Source organism: Mesorhizobium sp. WSM4842 (assembly GCF_055901575.1).
In genome coordinates this window covers 6,692,920-6,707,791 of sequence record NZ_CM148372.1, presented here as the reverse complement: position 1 = coordinate 6,707,791, position 14,872 = coordinate 6,692,920, and the positions used below count along the sequence as shown (strand labels likewise).

12 protein-coding genes are annotated in these 14,872 nt (G+C 58.6%); all 12 read left to right on the top strand.

All coding sequences use genetic code 11. The annotated features are described in order from the left end of the window. Positions 1–266: 266 nt before the first annotated feature. The 12 genes from AC0NIE_RS32465 (at position 267) to AC0NIE_RS32410 (ending at position 14,866) form a co-directional block, all read left to right on the top strand. Positions 267–1,523 (top strand): sarcosine oxidase subunit beta family protein, encoded by a 1,257-nt coding sequence (locus tag AC0NIE_RS32465; protein ID WP_473489667.1) that lies wholly within the window; start codon positions 267–269, stop codon positions 1,521–1,523. A 15-nt stretch (positions 1,524–1,538) separates the two neighbouring features. Next, a complete protein-coding gene (locus AC0NIE_RS32460; protein ID WP_473489666.1) occupies positions 1,539–1,805 on the top strand; it encodes a sarcosine oxidase subunit delta in 267 nt (88 codons plus the stop codon). Continuing rightward, entirely contained in the window at positions 1,802–4,831 is a 3,030-nt protein-coding gene (locus AC0NIE_RS32455) for a sarcosine oxidase subunit alpha family protein (protein ID WP_473489665.1), read from the top strand. The genes AC0NIE_RS32460 and AC0NIE_RS32455 overlap by 4 nt, the downstream gene beginning before the upstream one ends. Continuing rightward, positions 4,824–5,342, top strand: coding sequence for a sarcosine oxidase subunit gamma (locus AC0NIE_RS32450; RefSeq protein WP_473489664.1), 519 nt, complete (start codon positions 4,824–4,826; stop codon positions 5,340–5,342). Before AC0NIE_RS32455 ends, AC0NIE_RS32450 begins: the two co-directional genes overlap by 8 nt. Before the next feature lie 801 nt (positions 5,343–6,143). After that, the gene (locus tag AC0NIE_RS32445; protein ID WP_473489663.1) at positions 6,144–6,986 is read left to right on the top strand and encodes a transporter substrate-binding domain-containing protein; all 843 of its coding nucleotides are present in this window, start codon (positions 6,144–6,146) and stop codon (positions 6,984–6,986) included. 428 nt (positions 6,987–7,414) lie between these two features. Further along, the gene (ehuC, locus tag AC0NIE_RS32440) at positions 7,415–8,080 is read left to right on the top strand and encodes an ectoine/hydroxyectoine ABC transporter permease subunit EhuC (RefSeq protein ID WP_473489662.1); all 666 of its coding nucleotides are present in this window, start codon (positions 7,415–7,417) and stop codon (positions 8,078–8,080) included. Between the two features lie 2 nt (positions 8,081–8,082). After that, positions 8,083–8,751: an ectoine/hydroxyectoine ABC transporter permease subunit EhuD gene (gene ehuD / locus AC0NIE_RS32435; protein WP_473489661.1), complete on the top strand. Its 669-nt coding sequence runs from the start codon at positions 8,083–8,085 to the stop codon at positions 8,749–8,751. After that, positions 8,751–9,575, top strand: a complete 825-nt coding sequence (gene ehuA / locus AC0NIE_RS32430) for an ectoine/hydroxyectoine ABC transporter ATP-binding protein EhuA (protein ID WP_473489660.1) — start codon at positions 8,751–8,753, stop codon at positions 9,573–9,575. Before ehuD ends, ehuA begins: the two co-directional genes overlap by 1 nt. An 83-nt stretch (positions 9,576–9,658) precedes the next feature. Then, positions 9,659–10,840: an ectoine hydrolase DoeA gene (gene doeA, locus AC0NIE_RS32425; RefSeq protein ID WP_473489659.1), complete on the top strand. Its 1,182-nt coding sequence runs from the start codon at positions 9,659–9,661 to the stop codon at positions 10,838–10,840. Between the two features lie 96 nt (positions 10,841–10,936). Further along, positions 10,937–12,100, top strand: coding sequence for an acetylornithine deacetylase (gene argE / locus AC0NIE_RS32420; protein ID WP_473489658.1), 1,164 nt, complete (start codon positions 10,937–10,939; stop codon positions 12,098–12,100). A 154-nt stretch (positions 12,101–12,254) separates the two neighbouring features. Continuing rightward, positions 12,255–13,229 (top strand): GlxA family transcriptional regulator, encoded by a 975-nt coding sequence (locus AC0NIE_RS32415; RefSeq protein ID WP_473489657.1) that lies wholly within the window; start codon positions 12,255–12,257, stop codon positions 13,227–13,229. 389 nt (positions 13,230–13,618) lie between these two features. Further along, complete coding sequence (locus tag AC0NIE_RS32410) at positions 13,619–14,866, top strand: methylaspartate ammonia-lyase (RefSeq protein ID WP_473489656.1); 1,248 nt, start codon at positions 13,619–13,621, stop codon at positions 14,864–14,866. Positions 14,867–14,872 lie beyond the last annotated feature (6 nt).

The window sequence follows — 14,872 nt, the reverse complement described above, 5'->3', positions numbered from 1 at the left end:
ATAGGTCGATCAAGCGGCCGGACAGTGTCCTGGTCAGCGATCGCAGCCCTAGACCATCCAAAGAAGCAGGTCACTGTGGCTTTTAGGGAAGCTGGCGTCTCTCTATCGGGTATAGCGGTAACCATCTCGTTTCGGCTGTTCTTGGCCATCTTAAAACGCGATAGCACCTTTCGAGACTTTATGTTGGCGTACCTGAAGCCAACTGGCGCATACACCATTCAGCGGGGCGCAGAAAACCTGCTGCTCGCCAAGGTGACGGGTCCGGCATGCACGGCTATTCGGTTTTCTCCATTCTGCGTAATGGCCTCTCGGGGCAAAAACACTGGCCTCTCGCCTGGCGGGCGCCCAGTCCGAAGCCGAGCTATGATGTGATCATCGTAGGCGGCGGGGGGCACGGGTTGGCGACCGCCTTCTACCTCGCCGAGAACCATGGCATTCGCAACATAGCGGTGCTTGAGAAGGGCTATATTGGTGGTGGCAACGTTGGCCGAAATACAACGATCGTCCGATCCAACTATTTGCTCGACGGTAACACCCAGTTCTACGAATTTTCGTTGAAGTTATGGGAGGACCTGTCGCGGACACTCAACTACAACGTGATGTTCTCGCAGCGCGGTCAGTTAGTCGCTGCGCACTCGCCCGATCAACTTGATGCCTTCAGCCATCGCGCCAATGTTATGCGGCTGAACGGCATCGACGCGGTAGTTCTTGACCGCGACGAAGTCCGACGGATGGTGCCCTATTTCGATTATTCGGAGACGGCGCGGTTTCCCATTCACGGCGCGCACTGGCAGAGCCGCGCTGGTACTGCTCGTCACGATGCTGTGGCCTGGGGATATGCACGTGCCGCCGACGCCCATGGCGTCGATATCATTCAGAACTGCGAGGTGACGGACTTCATTCGCCAAGGCGAGCGTATCGTTGGCGTTGAAACGACCCGAGGGCAAATCGGCGCCGGCAGGGTTGGGCTTGCCGTGGCGGGGCACACCTCAACGTTAGGCCGCAAGGCCGGCCTCGAACTGCCGATAGAGAGCCATGTTCTACAGGCTTTCGTGACCGAGCCAATCAAACCGCTTGTCCATCAGACCGTTGCTTATGGTGCAGACCATTTTTATGTCAGCCAGTCTGACAAAGGCGGGCTTGTATTTGGCGGCGCGCTCGACGGCTACAATTCATATGCTCAGCGCGGCAATCTTGGTATCGTGCGCGACGTCGCTGAGGCCGCGGTCGCCTTGATGCCCTGTATTTCTCGCCTACGTATCCTCCGCCATTGGGGCGGGGTGATAGACATGACGCCCGACGCCAGCCCGATCATGTGTCCAACGCCGATTGATGGGCTCTATCTCAATGGTGGCTGGTGTTATGGCGGCTTCAAAGCTACTCCCGCCTCGGGTTGGTGCTTCGCCCATACCCTCGCCACAGGCTCACCTCATCCGCTTATCGCCGCCTACGGCCTCGACCGCTTCCGCACTGGACGCACAATCGACGAAGCCGGCATCGGCCCCTTCGCCTGGCTCCAATAATAGGACTGACCCCAAGTGCTGCAAATCGATTGCCCCTGCTGCGGTCCGCGCGATCACGATGAGTTTCGCTATTCCGGCGATGCATCGGTTGGTCGTCCCGCTCACAATGATCCCGATTTCGAGCGCTGGTACCGTTACGTCTTCGTGCGAGAGAACCCGGCAGGCGTCCACCGGGAATATTGGCAGCATGTCATGGGGTGCAGGCAATGGCTAATTGTTGAGCGCAATACCGTCAATCACACGATCCTTTCGGTGAACTTCAGCAGAGGGGCGCTCGCATGAAGCGGCTGAACGGACACGGACGGATCGATCGTTCGCAGTCAGTTGCATTTACCTTCGACGGCAAGGCGATGACGGGCTTTCGTGGAGACAGCCTGGCGTCGGCCATGCTTGCCAACGGAGTGAAAATTGTTGGCCGGAGTTTCAAATATCATCGGCCGCGCGGTATATACTCCGCGGGACCCGAGGAACCGAATGCGCTCGTGACACTAGGAACCGGCGGCCGGCGCGAGCCAAACCTGCCGGCAACTGCGGTGGAACTGGCGGACGGCCTGGTGGCAGAAAGCCAGAATCGCTGGCCATCGCTCAAGTTCGACCTTCAAAGCATCAATAGCTGGTTCTCACCTTTCTTGGCGGCCGGCTTCTACTACAAAACCTTTATGGGACCAACTCGGCGTTCCTGGATGTTTTACGAGCACTTCATCCGCAAGGCGGCAGGGCTCGGCCGTGCAGGGGAACAGCCCGACCCTGACAGGTATGAAGTTCGTCACCTCTTTGCAGACGTGGCGGTTGTCGGAGCTGGACCGGCCGGACTGGCGGTCGCGATGGCTGCAGCGGAAGCGGGCGCCGAGGTCGTGCTCATAGAGCAGGATTTTATGGCGGGGGGCTATCTCTTGTCAGAGCCTTCGGACGGCCAAGCGGGGGCTTGGCTTGCTGGAATGTTGGCACGGCTCGCGGACATGCCGAACGTTTCCCTCATGACTCGCACTATCGCGTTCGGCATCTATGACGGCAATGTTCTCGGCCTTTTGGAGCGGCACGGTTCAAGATCCTCCGACGCGAGACAAGGCCAAGCGCGCCAGACCATGGGGATTTTGCGCGCCAAGTCGATTGTCTACTGTACGGGGTCGATCGAACGTCCGCTCATCTTTGCAAACAATGACAGGCCCGGCATAATGCTCGCCTCGGCGGCGCGCACCTATCTTAATAGATACGGCGTGCTTGCGGGTAAGAGGGTGCTGGTTGCGGCTGACAATGACAGCGCCTACAGCGTGGCAATCGATCTTGCGGCGGCCGGGGCGCAAGTGACCATAGCTGATAGCCGCGCGCAGCCTGCGCCTCGACTCCTGGAGCAGGCGCGCCGCGGAGGCATCGCCGTCCGCGCGACATCGATGATCGCAAAGGCTATCGGAGGTCACAGTGTCCGTGCGGTCGTGCTTGTCGAACCCAGCGGCAAGACTACACTGGAATGCGATCTGGTAGCGGTTTCTGGCGGTTGGTCTCCGACGGTGCATCTGACCTCCCATCTCGGAATCAAGCCGGTTTATCGCGAAGACATTCGCGCTTTCGTCCCCGGCAAGCTCGGAGCGGGGCAGTTTGCGGCCGGTGCTATAATTGGAAGCTTCACCCTGGGAGCTGCCGTAGACGAGGGGGGTCGTGCAGCGAACGAGGCGCTCACGTTCTGCGATGCAACGAGATCATCGCAGGCGCGGGCCAAGCTTGCTCTTCCTGCGACCAACGCCGGACTTAGTGTTGGGGAAGATGATAGGTGGCCAAAACCCCCTGCGCTTCCGGTCGAGGATGAGAGCTTCTCGGATAAGGCCTACGATGGGGGCGGTGGCAAGATGAACCTTGCCAAGGGGAAGGCCTTCGTCGACCTGCAGATGGACGTAACGGTGAGTGACATCGCGCTGGCGCATCAGGAGGGATACCAGTCCGTCGAACATCTCAAGCGCTACACCACACTGGGGATGGGCACCGATCAGGGCAAGACCAGCAATTTCTACGCGCTTTCCGCCATGGCCGGGTTGCGCGGCATGGCGATCCAAGACGTTGGCACTACGACTTTCCGGCCTCCCTTTACGCCCGTCGCCGTGGGGGCGCTGGCTGGGCTTAGTCACGGGCATCACTACAAGCCGTTTCGGCGAACACCAATGCATGACTTGCATGTTTCCAATGACGCGGAGATGCTTGAAACCGGCCTCTGGATGCGACCGTGGTTCTATCATGCTTCTGGCCGCGACGTGAACCAGGCGTATGTCGCGGAGATGCGTAATGTGCGGGAGGCGGCTGGCCTCATGGACATTTCCACGCTCGGCAAAATCGCGGTTCAGGGGCCGGATGCCGCTGAATTCCTTGATCGGGTTTATGTTAACGGCTTTGCCAAGCTGCCCGTCAGCCGCGCGCGTTATGGCGTGATGCTGCGCGATGACGGCATCGTCTTCGACGACGGCACTACGACCAGGATAAGCGACCAGCATTTTTTTATGACGACATCAACCGCTCGGGCCGCGGACGTAATGTCTCGGCTCGAATTTCTGCTCGACACCGCCTGGCAGGATCTCCGCGTTTCGGTAACTTCAGTGTCAGACGAGTGGGCGGCGATGTCGGTGGCCGGTCCCAAGAGCCGCGATATCGTCGCGGCCGCGTTTCCCGATTTGGACGTGTCCAATGACGCGTTGCCACATATGGGTCTTCTTGAAGGGCGGTATCGGGACAAGCCCCTGCGCATCATTCGTCTCAGCTTTTCGGGTGAGCGCGCCTACGAAATCTATACGGGCGCGAGCGTAGGCAAGGAAGCATGGTGTCATCTGATGGAGGCCGGCGCGCCCTTCTGTCTCAAGCCCTACGGCATCGAGGCTTTGGGGGCTCTACGCGTCGAAAAAGGTCATGTGGCTGGGCCGGAGATCGACGGCAGGACCACGCTCGACGATCTCGGGCTACGCCGCATGGCGGGCAAACGCAGCGGGTTCGTCGGAGACATTCTTGGTCGGCGCGAAGCATTCAGCGACCCTGAGCGCCCACGATTGGTCGGGCTGCGTTGCGTCGAAGATGGCAAACGGTTGCGCGGTGGAGCGATACTCTTCAGGCCTGACGAGCCTGTTCAGGGTCATGGGCTCGGGCGCATCACTTCGACCACGTATAGTCCCACACTTGACGCCTGGGTGGGGCTGGGGCTTCTTGCCTCCAGCGCAGCACAGAATGGCGCCGAATTTATCGCTCATTATCCCTTGAAAGGTGAGGCGGTGCGGGCGCGCGTAGTCTCGCCCACATTCCTCGACCCGAAGGGAGATTGGTTCCATGGCTAATGGTTCTGACCAAGCCGGTCTCGGGATAGACTCCCAGGACTGCGCAATCCTTCAGTTCGACGGCTGGGATGGCGCCATGGAGCGTTTTGAGGCCGACCTGGCGCCGAGGCTCGGCGGTCAGCTCCCTAAGAAGATCGGTGAGACTGCGTACCAAGACGGCAAGCTTGTCATTCGCATTGCACCCCGCCGCTTCTGGCTGCTCTCCGAAGGATCGCTAACTCCTATTGATATCGATCCAGAGCTGGGCTGCATGCTCGAACTCGGTGAAGGTAGGGTGCGTCTGCGGCTTTCCGACGAAAATATCAAATATGTCCTGGAGCGATGCGTCGTCGTGGATTGGGACTCTTTGCAAGAGGGGGAGGGGGTCCAAGTTGGCTTTCATCGCGTGCCCGTCCTGTTGGTGCGCACCGGATCCGTCCAATGCGATCTCTTCGTCCCGCGTAGTTTCGCGAGAAGCCTGATCGAATGGATCTCGCGCATCCAAATTGGTTGCCGGCACGGCGGCCAATGAGAACGACCATACGCCGAAGGGCGAATGGCATCAGCCCGCTCGTGAGGCGATATGCGTTGGGGCTGCCAAGTGCCTCCTCGCGACCTCTCTCACTTTGGCATTGCGGGCGGTGCCTTGCATTAGACGTCTTGCGATAGAGCGCCGCCGTAAGGCCTGCCAAGGACGGCATGCTGCGGCCCGTGCGCGGGAGGGGCGCCTCATTGAGACCAGCTCTTGCCCTTGCTTTTGTTCCAAAGGCAGATTTTTCTCTTTAAGCTGGCGTCGTTTTCTCCGCCCAGTGCTTTTGACTCCCTTCCAATCGGCCAAACGTTAACGTCGCGTCGGTATCGGAAGCTATCCGGCTTTGCGTGCGGCGCGACAATGAAGCTGCGAGCTTCTCATCAGAATTGTCGTAGCACATTCGCGCTTGACGTGGCAGGACTTATGCTCGCTTCGTGACAAACGGGCTCCGACGTCCTCGATTCCGAGCTTGCACTTCGCTGCCATCTGGCTTCGAGATGAAGAGGATACACAAACAGAATTTGACGGAAGCGGGTCCTCGAACGATGCTTCGAAGAAGGATGACGTATGTTCCCAAGACCATCTCAGCCTCACATGAGGGCGGGGTGGGCGACGGCGGACACGTTCGAGTGATCGTTGAGGAAAGGTCACGGCGTTGGAATTGTGATTGGCAGACGAAGTCTCGATCACTTCACCGCTCAGTATCGCGGCGATCCTGAGCGGAGGCCACTAAGTCTCCGGAGATATTAACGTCGCTGGAGTGTAATAAAAATATAAAAATGGCAATCAGAGGGTAAAACAATGGGTAAGTTGAAACTCAGCACGTTGATGGCAGGTCTCGCGCTCTTGGTGGGTACGTGTGCTGCCCATGCCGGTCCGCTAAGTGATCGTGTCCAGGCAGGGCAGCCAGTCAGAATAGGGTTCGCCAATGTGCTGCCCTTTGGTTATCCTGACGATCAGGGTCACCCGAAAGGGTTTGCAAACGAGATTGCCCTCGGTGTCCTGAAGAAGATGGGCTACACAAATGTGGAGACAACCGTCACCGACTGGGGAGGCCTGATCCCTGGCCTTCAGGCAAACCGCTATGACATCATCACGGGCGGAATGTATATCTTGGGTGCTCGGTGCAAGAACGTCGCTTTTTCCGAGCCTATCGCGAAGCTCGGCGACGGCTTCATAGTGCCAGCCGGCAATCCCAAGCACATCAATACCTACAAGGATATCGCCGAGAAGGGGGCGGTGTTCGTGACATATGCGGGATCCAGCACAATTGCGGCCGCCAAGAAAGAAGGAATTGCGGAGGCCAAGATTATGGTTGTCCCCGGACCGTCGGAGGTGCTCGCCGCGATCAAGGCAGGACGTGGTGATGCCGGCAGCATGACTTATTTGGAAGCCAAACTCATGGCAGACCAATCGAGTGGCGAAATCCAGGCCACCGATCCTGCCGCTCTGCCGGAGTGGACCTATAACTGGGTCGGTCTCGGTTTTCGCTCCGAAGATGCCGACTTTCTGGCCAAATTCAACGAGGCGCTGAAGCAGTACATCGGATCCGATGAGATGATGAGCTCTGTCAAGCAATATGGCATCGTGGCTGCCAGCCTTCCGGGCGACACGACAACCAATTGGATCTGCTCCAATCGCTAGCAAGGTCGTTGCGGTGGGCCCTCCAGGGCCCACCCTTGCTCTTCACCGGAGTTTTAGGATTGAACCTGGGGAAGCCGAGATGGGCATCACGATCGTCGCCGTCGCGCTTGGAACGAGCCTGAGTTCACGGTACGGTCCTCGTTTTGGCCGCATCGAGGCTGGCCAACCTTCGGCTCGCCAAAGGTCGCCACGATACCCGATGGACGGCTGTGCCTGCACGGAGGCGTGAAGCCAGGGGGCCCCGCCATGCCTGTTCGCCGGCACTGGCCGTGGAGCCGATGGAGTGCCCTAGAGCCACCACGCCGGCGCGATGATCACTTGAAGCAGGTTGGCACTTCCCGTCGCCCGATTGTACAACTGTAAGGGGGAGGTCCCCAGCGGCTCGCTGCGATTGCAGCCGATGTCCGATTGTCCGTTGATGCGAGCCGATGTCCTATTTCGAATTCCTTGTCGCCCATGGAAATCTGCTGCTGAGCGGCACGCTGGTCACGGCCATGCTGGCCGCCGTGTCGATCGCACTGGCGATCGTGCTGGCCCTGACCGCGGGTCTGATGCGGCTGGCGCCGGTCGGCCCCATTCGCTGGATCGCCACGATCTATATCGAGTTTTTCCGGGGCACTTCGCTGCTCGTCCAGCTTTACTGGATCTTCTTCGTCCTGCCCCTGCTCGGGCTCTCGCTGGACAAGTTTACAGCGGGCTTTATCGGCGTCGGCATGAACCTGGGAGCCTATGGGGCTGAGCTGGTTCGCGGCGCTATCCTCTCAGTGCCCAGGGGACAGTGGGAGGCCGCCCTGGCGATCAATATGTCGCCGCGGACGCGCATGCGACGCATCATTCTTCCCCAGGCTCTGGTCATCATGCTGCCGCCCTGGGGTAATCTGCTGATCGAGCTTCTGAAGGGGACAGCCTTGGTCTCACTGATCTCGGTCGCCGACTTGACGTTCCAGGCCAAGCAGATAAACGCAACGACCTTCCTGTCCGCAAAAGCGTTCGGGACGGCGCTGATCATATACTACGTCATGGCCCGTTTCATCATCACGCCCTTCATGCGGTGGCTTGAGTGCTTTATGGAACGCAAGCTGGGAAAGGCGTAGCCATGCTTGGTTGGGACTGGGATTTCACCTGGGAGATTCTCCCCCGCCTGCTGGTGGCGACCGCAAACACGCTGTTGGCCGCGGGCCTCGGCTACGTCATAGCGATGGTCCTGGGACTTGCATTCGCGCTAGCGCAACGCACGCCGTCGAGGACATTGACAATGGCCATGCGTGAGGCTGTCGAGTTCATCCGCTCCACGCCGCTGGTGCTGCAGATATTCTTCGTCTTTTACGTCGGGCCGGAATTCGGCATTGTCCTTTCGCCGTGGGTGGCAGGCATGATCGCCATCGGGCTGCATTATGCGTCTTACCTTTCGGAGGTCTACCGAGGCGGCCTCGACAGCGTGCCAAAGGGACAGTGGGAGGCGGCGACCTCGATCAACCTGTCGACGGCGCGAACCTATTTCCGAATCATCATTCCCCAGGCCCTGCCCCCTTCCGCGGCGGGCATGGGCAATTATCTGGTGGGCATCTTCAAGGACACGCCGGTGCTGTCGGTCATCGGCGTTGCGGAATTGATGCAAACCGCGAACTCAATTGGTTCGGAAAACTATCGCTATCTTGAACCCTATACATTGGTCGGGATCATCTTCCTCTTGATCTCACTGCCGTCGGCCGCCCTTCTTCGCAGCTTCGAGGTCTGGGTTCGCCGCAAACTCGGGATGACCTGATGGACCAAACAGAAGACCTTTCCCAATACCCGCTGACCCTTACCGGCGCGGGTGTGCCGATGGTGCGCTTCCAGAAGGTCGCCAAGCGGTATGGCTCCCTGACCGTTATCGAAGACCTCGATCTCGATATCGCGGAGGGCGAGATGGTCACGATCATCGGGCCGTCAGGCTCGGGCAAGACTACGGTGCTGCGCACGCTGATGACACTGGAACGCATCAACGAGGGCGTCATCTACGTCGACGGCAAGCCGCTCACCCACATGGAGAAGGATGGCAAGCTGGTGCCCGCCAGCCAGAAATATCTAAGATCCATGCGCTCGAACATCGGCATGTGCTTCCAGCATTTCAATCTGTTCCCGCACATGACGGCGCTGGAGAACTGCATGGAAGGGCCGGTACACGTGCTGGGCATTCCGCGCAAGCAGGCGCGCGAGCGTTCGGAGGAGCTGCTCGAGATGGTCGGCATGGCCGACAAACGCAACCAGCATCCCTCGCGCCTGTCCGGCGGGCAGCAGCAGCGCGTGGCGATCGCTCGAGCCCTTGCCATGCGACCCAAGGTCATGCTCTTCGACGAGGTCACCTCGGCGCTGGATCCCGAGGTCATCGGCGAAGTGACAAACGTCATCCGCCGGCTGGTGTCGGATTACAGCCTAACCATGCTGATGGTCACGCACCAAATGGGCTTCGCCCGCGACATCGCCGATCGCGTCTGCTTCTTCTTCGGCGGCAGGATTGAGGAGCAAGGCACGCCCGAGCAGTTGTTCGGAAACCCGCAACGCAAGCGCACCCAGCAGTTCCTCAGCGCCGTCAAAGAGGCGATATAGGGAGCTTGGGCGTCGACCGACGTGCAAGACTGATAACGACGGACACAGCCTTGGGAGCGCGAAAGAAATGAGAAGGGAAGCCAATGGGGACGAAAATTCTCAATTTCAGCCTGGATGAGTACGCAGGCCGGCTTAGCAAAACCCGAGCGGCAATGGATAGGCGCGGCATAGACACCCTTGTCGTTAGCGATCCAGCCAATATGCAGTGGTTGACTGGCTATGATGGCTGGTCATTCTACGTCCATCAAGCGGTCATCGTACCGCCTTCCGGCGAGCCAATCTGGTTCGGTCGCGGCATCGACTCCCCAGGCGCGACGCGGACCTGTTATATCGGAACCGAGAATGTTGTTCCCTATCCCGACCACTACGTCCACTCGCCTGAGCGTCATCCGATGGAACTGCTTGCTAAACTGCTGGTTGAGCGCAAGCTGGATCAGGGCGTCATAGGCCTCGAGAAAGATGCCTACTGGTTTTCGGCCGCAGCTTACGAATCGCTTATGGCCGGCCTGCCGAACGCCAAGTTTATCGATGCGACTGTCCTGGTGAATTGGCAAAGGCTTGTGAAAAGCCCGGCGGAAATCGCTTTCATGCGAAAAGCCGCTCGCATTGTCGAGCTGATGCACAAGCGCATCTGCGAAAAAGTTGAGCCGGGCATGCGAAAGTGCGACTTGGCGGCCGAAGCCTATGATGCCGCTATTCGCGGTACGCCCGACTTCGGCGGAGATTACCCGGCGCTTGTGCCGCTGCTCCCATCGGGGGCCGACGCCGCAGCATGCCATCTGACTTGGGACGACCAGCCGATGCGCAACAATGAGGGGACCTTTTTCGAGATCGCCGGCGTCTATCGGCGCTACCATTGCCCGATGTCACGGACAGTCTATCTGGGCAAACCAAGCGAGACGTTCTTGAACGCCGAGAAAATGACGTTGGAGGGCATGGAGGCAGGTTTGGCCATCGCCAAACCGGGGGCCACCGCCGAGGACATCGCGATCGCCTTCTGCGATGTGCTTGAACGTTACGGCATCAAGAAGGAAAACCGGGTCGGCTATTCGGTCGGGTGCGCCTACCCGCCGGACTGGGGTGAGCACACGATGAGCCTGCGTCGTGGCGACAAGACCGAGCTTCGCCCAGGGATGACCTTCCATTTTATGACGGGTCTCTGGATGGAGGACTGGGGTTTCGAAATAACCGAAACCGTTCTCATTACCGAGAGCGGAATGGAGTATTTGGCCAACGTCCAACGGCAACTGTTCGTCAAAAACTGATGCCGTTGAGATGAGTGCCTTTTGCACTGGTGATTTGCTCTGGGCGGACCCTGCCGCACATGGGCTCCACGCTCGTGTAAACCGCTGGAGAATGAGATGTCAGTGGCTTTGATCGAAGACGCAAAACGAATACTTGAAAAACTCGTCGCGTTCCCGACGATCTCCCAGGAGTCGAACCTTGCCATGATGGATTACATGGCTGACCTCCTGCGCCAGCTTGGTGCAAGGATATTTCTCCAGCACAATGAGGACGGACGGAAAGCCAATCTGTTCGCCACGTTGGGCCCTCAGAAGGATGGGGGTATCGTTCTCTCCGGGCATTCGGATGTTGTCCCGGTGGAAGGGCAGCATTGGTCCAGCGATCCCTTTATGATGCTGGAGAGCAACGGCCGGCTCTACGGCCGCGGCACATGCGACATGAAAGGCTTTCTCGCATGCTGTCTTGCCACTGCTCGGGAAGCGGCGGAACTCAATCTCGAGCGACCCCTGCATTTTGCGTTTACCTACGATGAGGAGGTCGGTTGCTTCGGCGCCCAGGCGCTGGTGAGGGAATTGGCGCGTCGCAAGATCAAGCCCGCGGCCGCCCTGATCGGTGAGCCGACGATGATGCAGATTATCGAAGGGCACAAAGGATGCTACGAATATACGACCAACTTTGTTGGCCTTGAGGGCCACGGATCGGAGCCCGACCGGGGCGTCAATGCCATTCGGTACGCGGCAAGATTCATTACGCATCTGATGGAGCTCGGCGAAGAGCTGAAGGGCCGAGCAATGGCAGGAAGTCGCTTTGACCCGCCTTGGGCCACAATTCAGGTCGGGCGGATTTTCGGCGGCGCGGGCCGTAACATTATTGCGGGGCATTGCTCGGTCGAATGGGAGATGCGCCCGGTTCAACCGTCTGACGCCGCGTTTGTGAAGGAGAGTCTCGACGCCTTCATTAACCAGCAGCTGCTGCCGGAAATCAAGGCCGTGTCCCCTAACTGTGGTATTGAAACCATCGTGATTGGTGAGGTGGAAGGACTTCAGGTCATGCCGCAGTCGGCGGCGCGCGACCTCGTCTATGAAATCACCGGTGCCAATGGTGCCGACGTCGTCGCCTTCGGCACAGAGGCGGGGCTTTTTCAGGAAGCGGGGATATCGGCCATCATCTGCGGGCCCGGCTCGATCGACCAAGCCCACAAGCCAAATGAGTTTGTAGACATCGACCAGCTCAAGAGTTGCCTAAAAATGCTTTCGCGCCTCCAGGCGAAACTCGTTTGAACATGCTTCCATGGTGCTTGGTCTTAGCTCAGCGTTCAATCCGAAAGGCGGGTTCGGCTCTCTCGCAGGCCACTGATCGCCGATGAACGCTCCGTTTCAATCTCCTAGAATGACTTTTGCTCAGCACTCCGACCTTATGGGAGCGGGGCAATCATTGAAGATCGCCATCCTGGTGCTGCCGGGGTTTTCGCATCTGGCGCTTCATGCCTATATCGAGCCCTTGCGTATCGCGAACTCCGTTTTAAGAGAGCAGCGGTTTCGATGGCGGATCATTGGAATGGACTGCCGACCCGTTGCTGGCGCAAACGGCGTCCCAGTGCCGGTCGAAGTCACCATTGACATGCTGCGTTCCCGCAGCGTCGATGGTAATGAAATCGATCATCTTGTGGTGGTGTCCGGCGAGCCTGTTGAGGGTTGCTTCACCCCGGTTTTGAACAGCTTTCTGCGAGATATTGCTCGAAGCGGCGTAACCATATCGGCCGTCGGCACGGCGACTTGGCTGCTGGCCCGGGCCGGCTTGCTGGGGAACAGTCATTGCACGATTCACTGGTCGAGGTTCGCCGCCTTCTCGGAGATGTTTCCTAAACCTCGCATTCAAGACACCCTGTTTGTGAGGGACGGTCAGTATTCAACCTGCGCCGGGGAACTAGCCGCTTTCGATTTGGCCGTGGATTTCATCGGCACTCATGCTGGAGGGTTCATCGCGAAAGAGGTCTGTCGATACGCAACCGTAGCGGGGCAGCGCTCCGGCTCGAAACGTCAGACGGATGGCTCCGCGACACGGTTTGGGAACGTTAGCGATAGATTCGTAGCCGCTATAACCACAATGGAACACAACCTAGAGTCTCCACTCCCGATATCTGGACTGTCAAAGCGAATAGGCCTTTCAAGGCGTCAGCTCGAACGCCTTTTCGTGGTTCACATCGGAATGACGCCCGCTAAGTACTACCTCAAGCTTAGAGTGGATCACGCAAGGCGACTGATCGAAGGCACCCGACTGCCTATTGTTGATATAGCAATTGCCAGCGGTTTCGTATCGGCGTCGCATTTTGCGAAATGCTTTAGGAACATGAATGGAATGTCGCCACAGCAGTGCCGCGCGATAGCACCCGCTTGGGTGGTGAGCTGAGAATCATCCAACGGCGGTCATGGCAGGCTATGACGCCAATGACCTGAGACCTCGGAAATCATTAGCGCTCGCCAAGCTTCCGCGTGCAGGCGAGTTGACCGGTGCGGGTCCCCAACCGACTGCTCCGCTGCGCCGTTGGCATCTCGATCCCGGTACCGCGCCTTAGGGAGCATACGCATCTCGTCCCAGCACATTCGGCGAAAAGCTCCATCACACCGGGCCGCCGGTGCTCAAACAGCAGTCAAGCCACCGATTTCCGGCCATCTGTAAATGCGATGGCACCATCCGGGACATTATATTGGCGACCTCAATGCCAAACGGCGCATAGTGCTATGAGGGTGAATTCCGCACCTTCCTTCAACACAGTCCAGCAGAAATCGAGCGAAGCAGTGCAGATCAAAGACGTCCTTCTCGCGCCTGGCAGTGGTGCATTTTTCTATGACGACCAGGCCGCTATCAGGACCGGCGCCTCGCAGGAAGGCTTCGTCTATCTCGGCGAACCACTAACGCCCGGTTTCACCTCTATCCGAGTTCCGGCGTCTTCGCTCAGCATCGGGCTTGTCCTTTTCGACGACACGGTCGTCTGGGGCGACATGATGAGTGTCCAATATTCTGGAGCCGGTGGACGCGATCCCCTGTTCGACATCCAACAGATCTCGGATCTGACGGCGCGGGTCACAGTACCACGACTTCTCGATGTCGACGCGTCTCGCTACCTTGATGCCTGTGCGAAGGTTTTCGAGCCATCCGAACGCGAGCGGGTGCCCCTCGCGCTTAAGTATGGAGTCAGCCAGGCATTGCTTCGAGCCGCAGCCCACCTCCAGCGTGCGACCATGGCAGAGGTTGTATGCGCCGAATTTGACTTACCCCTGCCGACGCGCAGGGTTCCGATTTACTGCCAGAGCGGCGATGCTCGGGAAATCAACGTCGACAAGATGATTCTGAGGTCCGTGGATGTCCTTCCCCACGGTCTGATCAACTCGCGGCAGAAATTTGGCGTCAACGGCCAGACCTTTGTGGAATTCGTTAAATGGGTTGCAGCGCGGACGCGCGAGATCGGCCGGCCGAGCTATAAGCCGGTGCTGCATTTCGATGTGTATGGCTGGATTGGCCAGGAAATCGATCTGGAGCCGCAACGCATCGCCGACTTTATCTGCAAGGTTGCAGATGCCGTTCCGGGTTTCACGGTCAATGTCGAGTCGCCAGCGGACTATGGTTCGACAAAAGCTCAAATTGAAAATTACGCTGAAATCGTATCGATTCTGGATAATCGAGGTTCTAGCGCACGCATCGTCGTAGATGAGAGATGCAATACGCTTGAGGACATTCGGCTCTTTGCCGAAGCGAAGGCCGCGCATCTTGTGCAAATCAAGACCCCGGATGTCGGCTCACTAGACGATACGGCTCGTGCTGTTCTCATTTGTAAGCAGAACCAAGTTGGAGCGTATGTCGGGGGAAGCTGTACGGAAACGGATCTGTCAGCTCAGGCGTCAGTCCACATTTCGGTAGCGACCCAAGCCGACATGATGCTCGCAAAGCCCGGCATGGGTGTCGACGAGGCCTTCTCAATTGTTGGGAACGAACAGAACCGGTTGCTCGCGATCCTGAGCCGTCGAGCGACAAAAAATGTCCGGTAAAAAGCG

What these genes read in the sequence shown, in the direction of transcription:
- doeA (WP_473489659.1), top strand. Translation starts at nt 9,659, where the DNA reads ATGGGGACGAAAATTCTCAATTTCAGCCTGGATGAGTACGCAGGCCGG.
- ehuD (WP_473489661.1), top strand. Translation starts at nt 8,083, where the DNA reads ATGCTTGGTTGGGACTGGGATTTCACCTGGGAGATTCTCCCCCGCCTG.
- AC0NIE_RS32465 (WP_473489667.1), top strand. Translation starts at nt 267, where the DNA reads ATGCACGGCTATTCGGTTTTCTCCATTCTGCGTAATGGCCTCTCGGGG.
- ehuC (WP_473489662.1), top strand. Translation starts at nt 7,415, where the DNA reads ATGTCCTATTTCGAATTCCTTGTCGCCCATGGAAATCTGCTGCTGAGC.
- AC0NIE_RS32450 (WP_473489664.1), top strand. Translation starts at nt 4,824, where the DNA reads ATGGCTAATGGTTCTGACCAAGCCGGTCTCGGGATAGACTCCCAGGAC.
- AC0NIE_RS32445 (WP_473489663.1), top strand. Translation starts at nt 6,144, where the DNA reads ATGGGTAAGTTGAAACTCAGCACGTTGATGGCAGGTCTCGCGCTCTTG.
- argE (WP_473489658.1), top strand. Translation starts at nt 10,937, where the DNA reads ATGTCAGTGGCTTTGATCGAAGACGCAAAACGAATACTTGAAAAACTC.
- ehuA (WP_473489660.1), top strand. Translation starts at nt 8,751, where the DNA reads ATGGACCAAACAGAAGACCTTTCCCAATACCCGCTGACCCTTACCGGC.
- AC0NIE_RS32455 (WP_473489665.1), top strand. Translation starts at nt 1,802, where the DNA reads ATGAAGCGGCTGAACGGACACGGACGGATCGATCGTTCGCAGTCAGTT.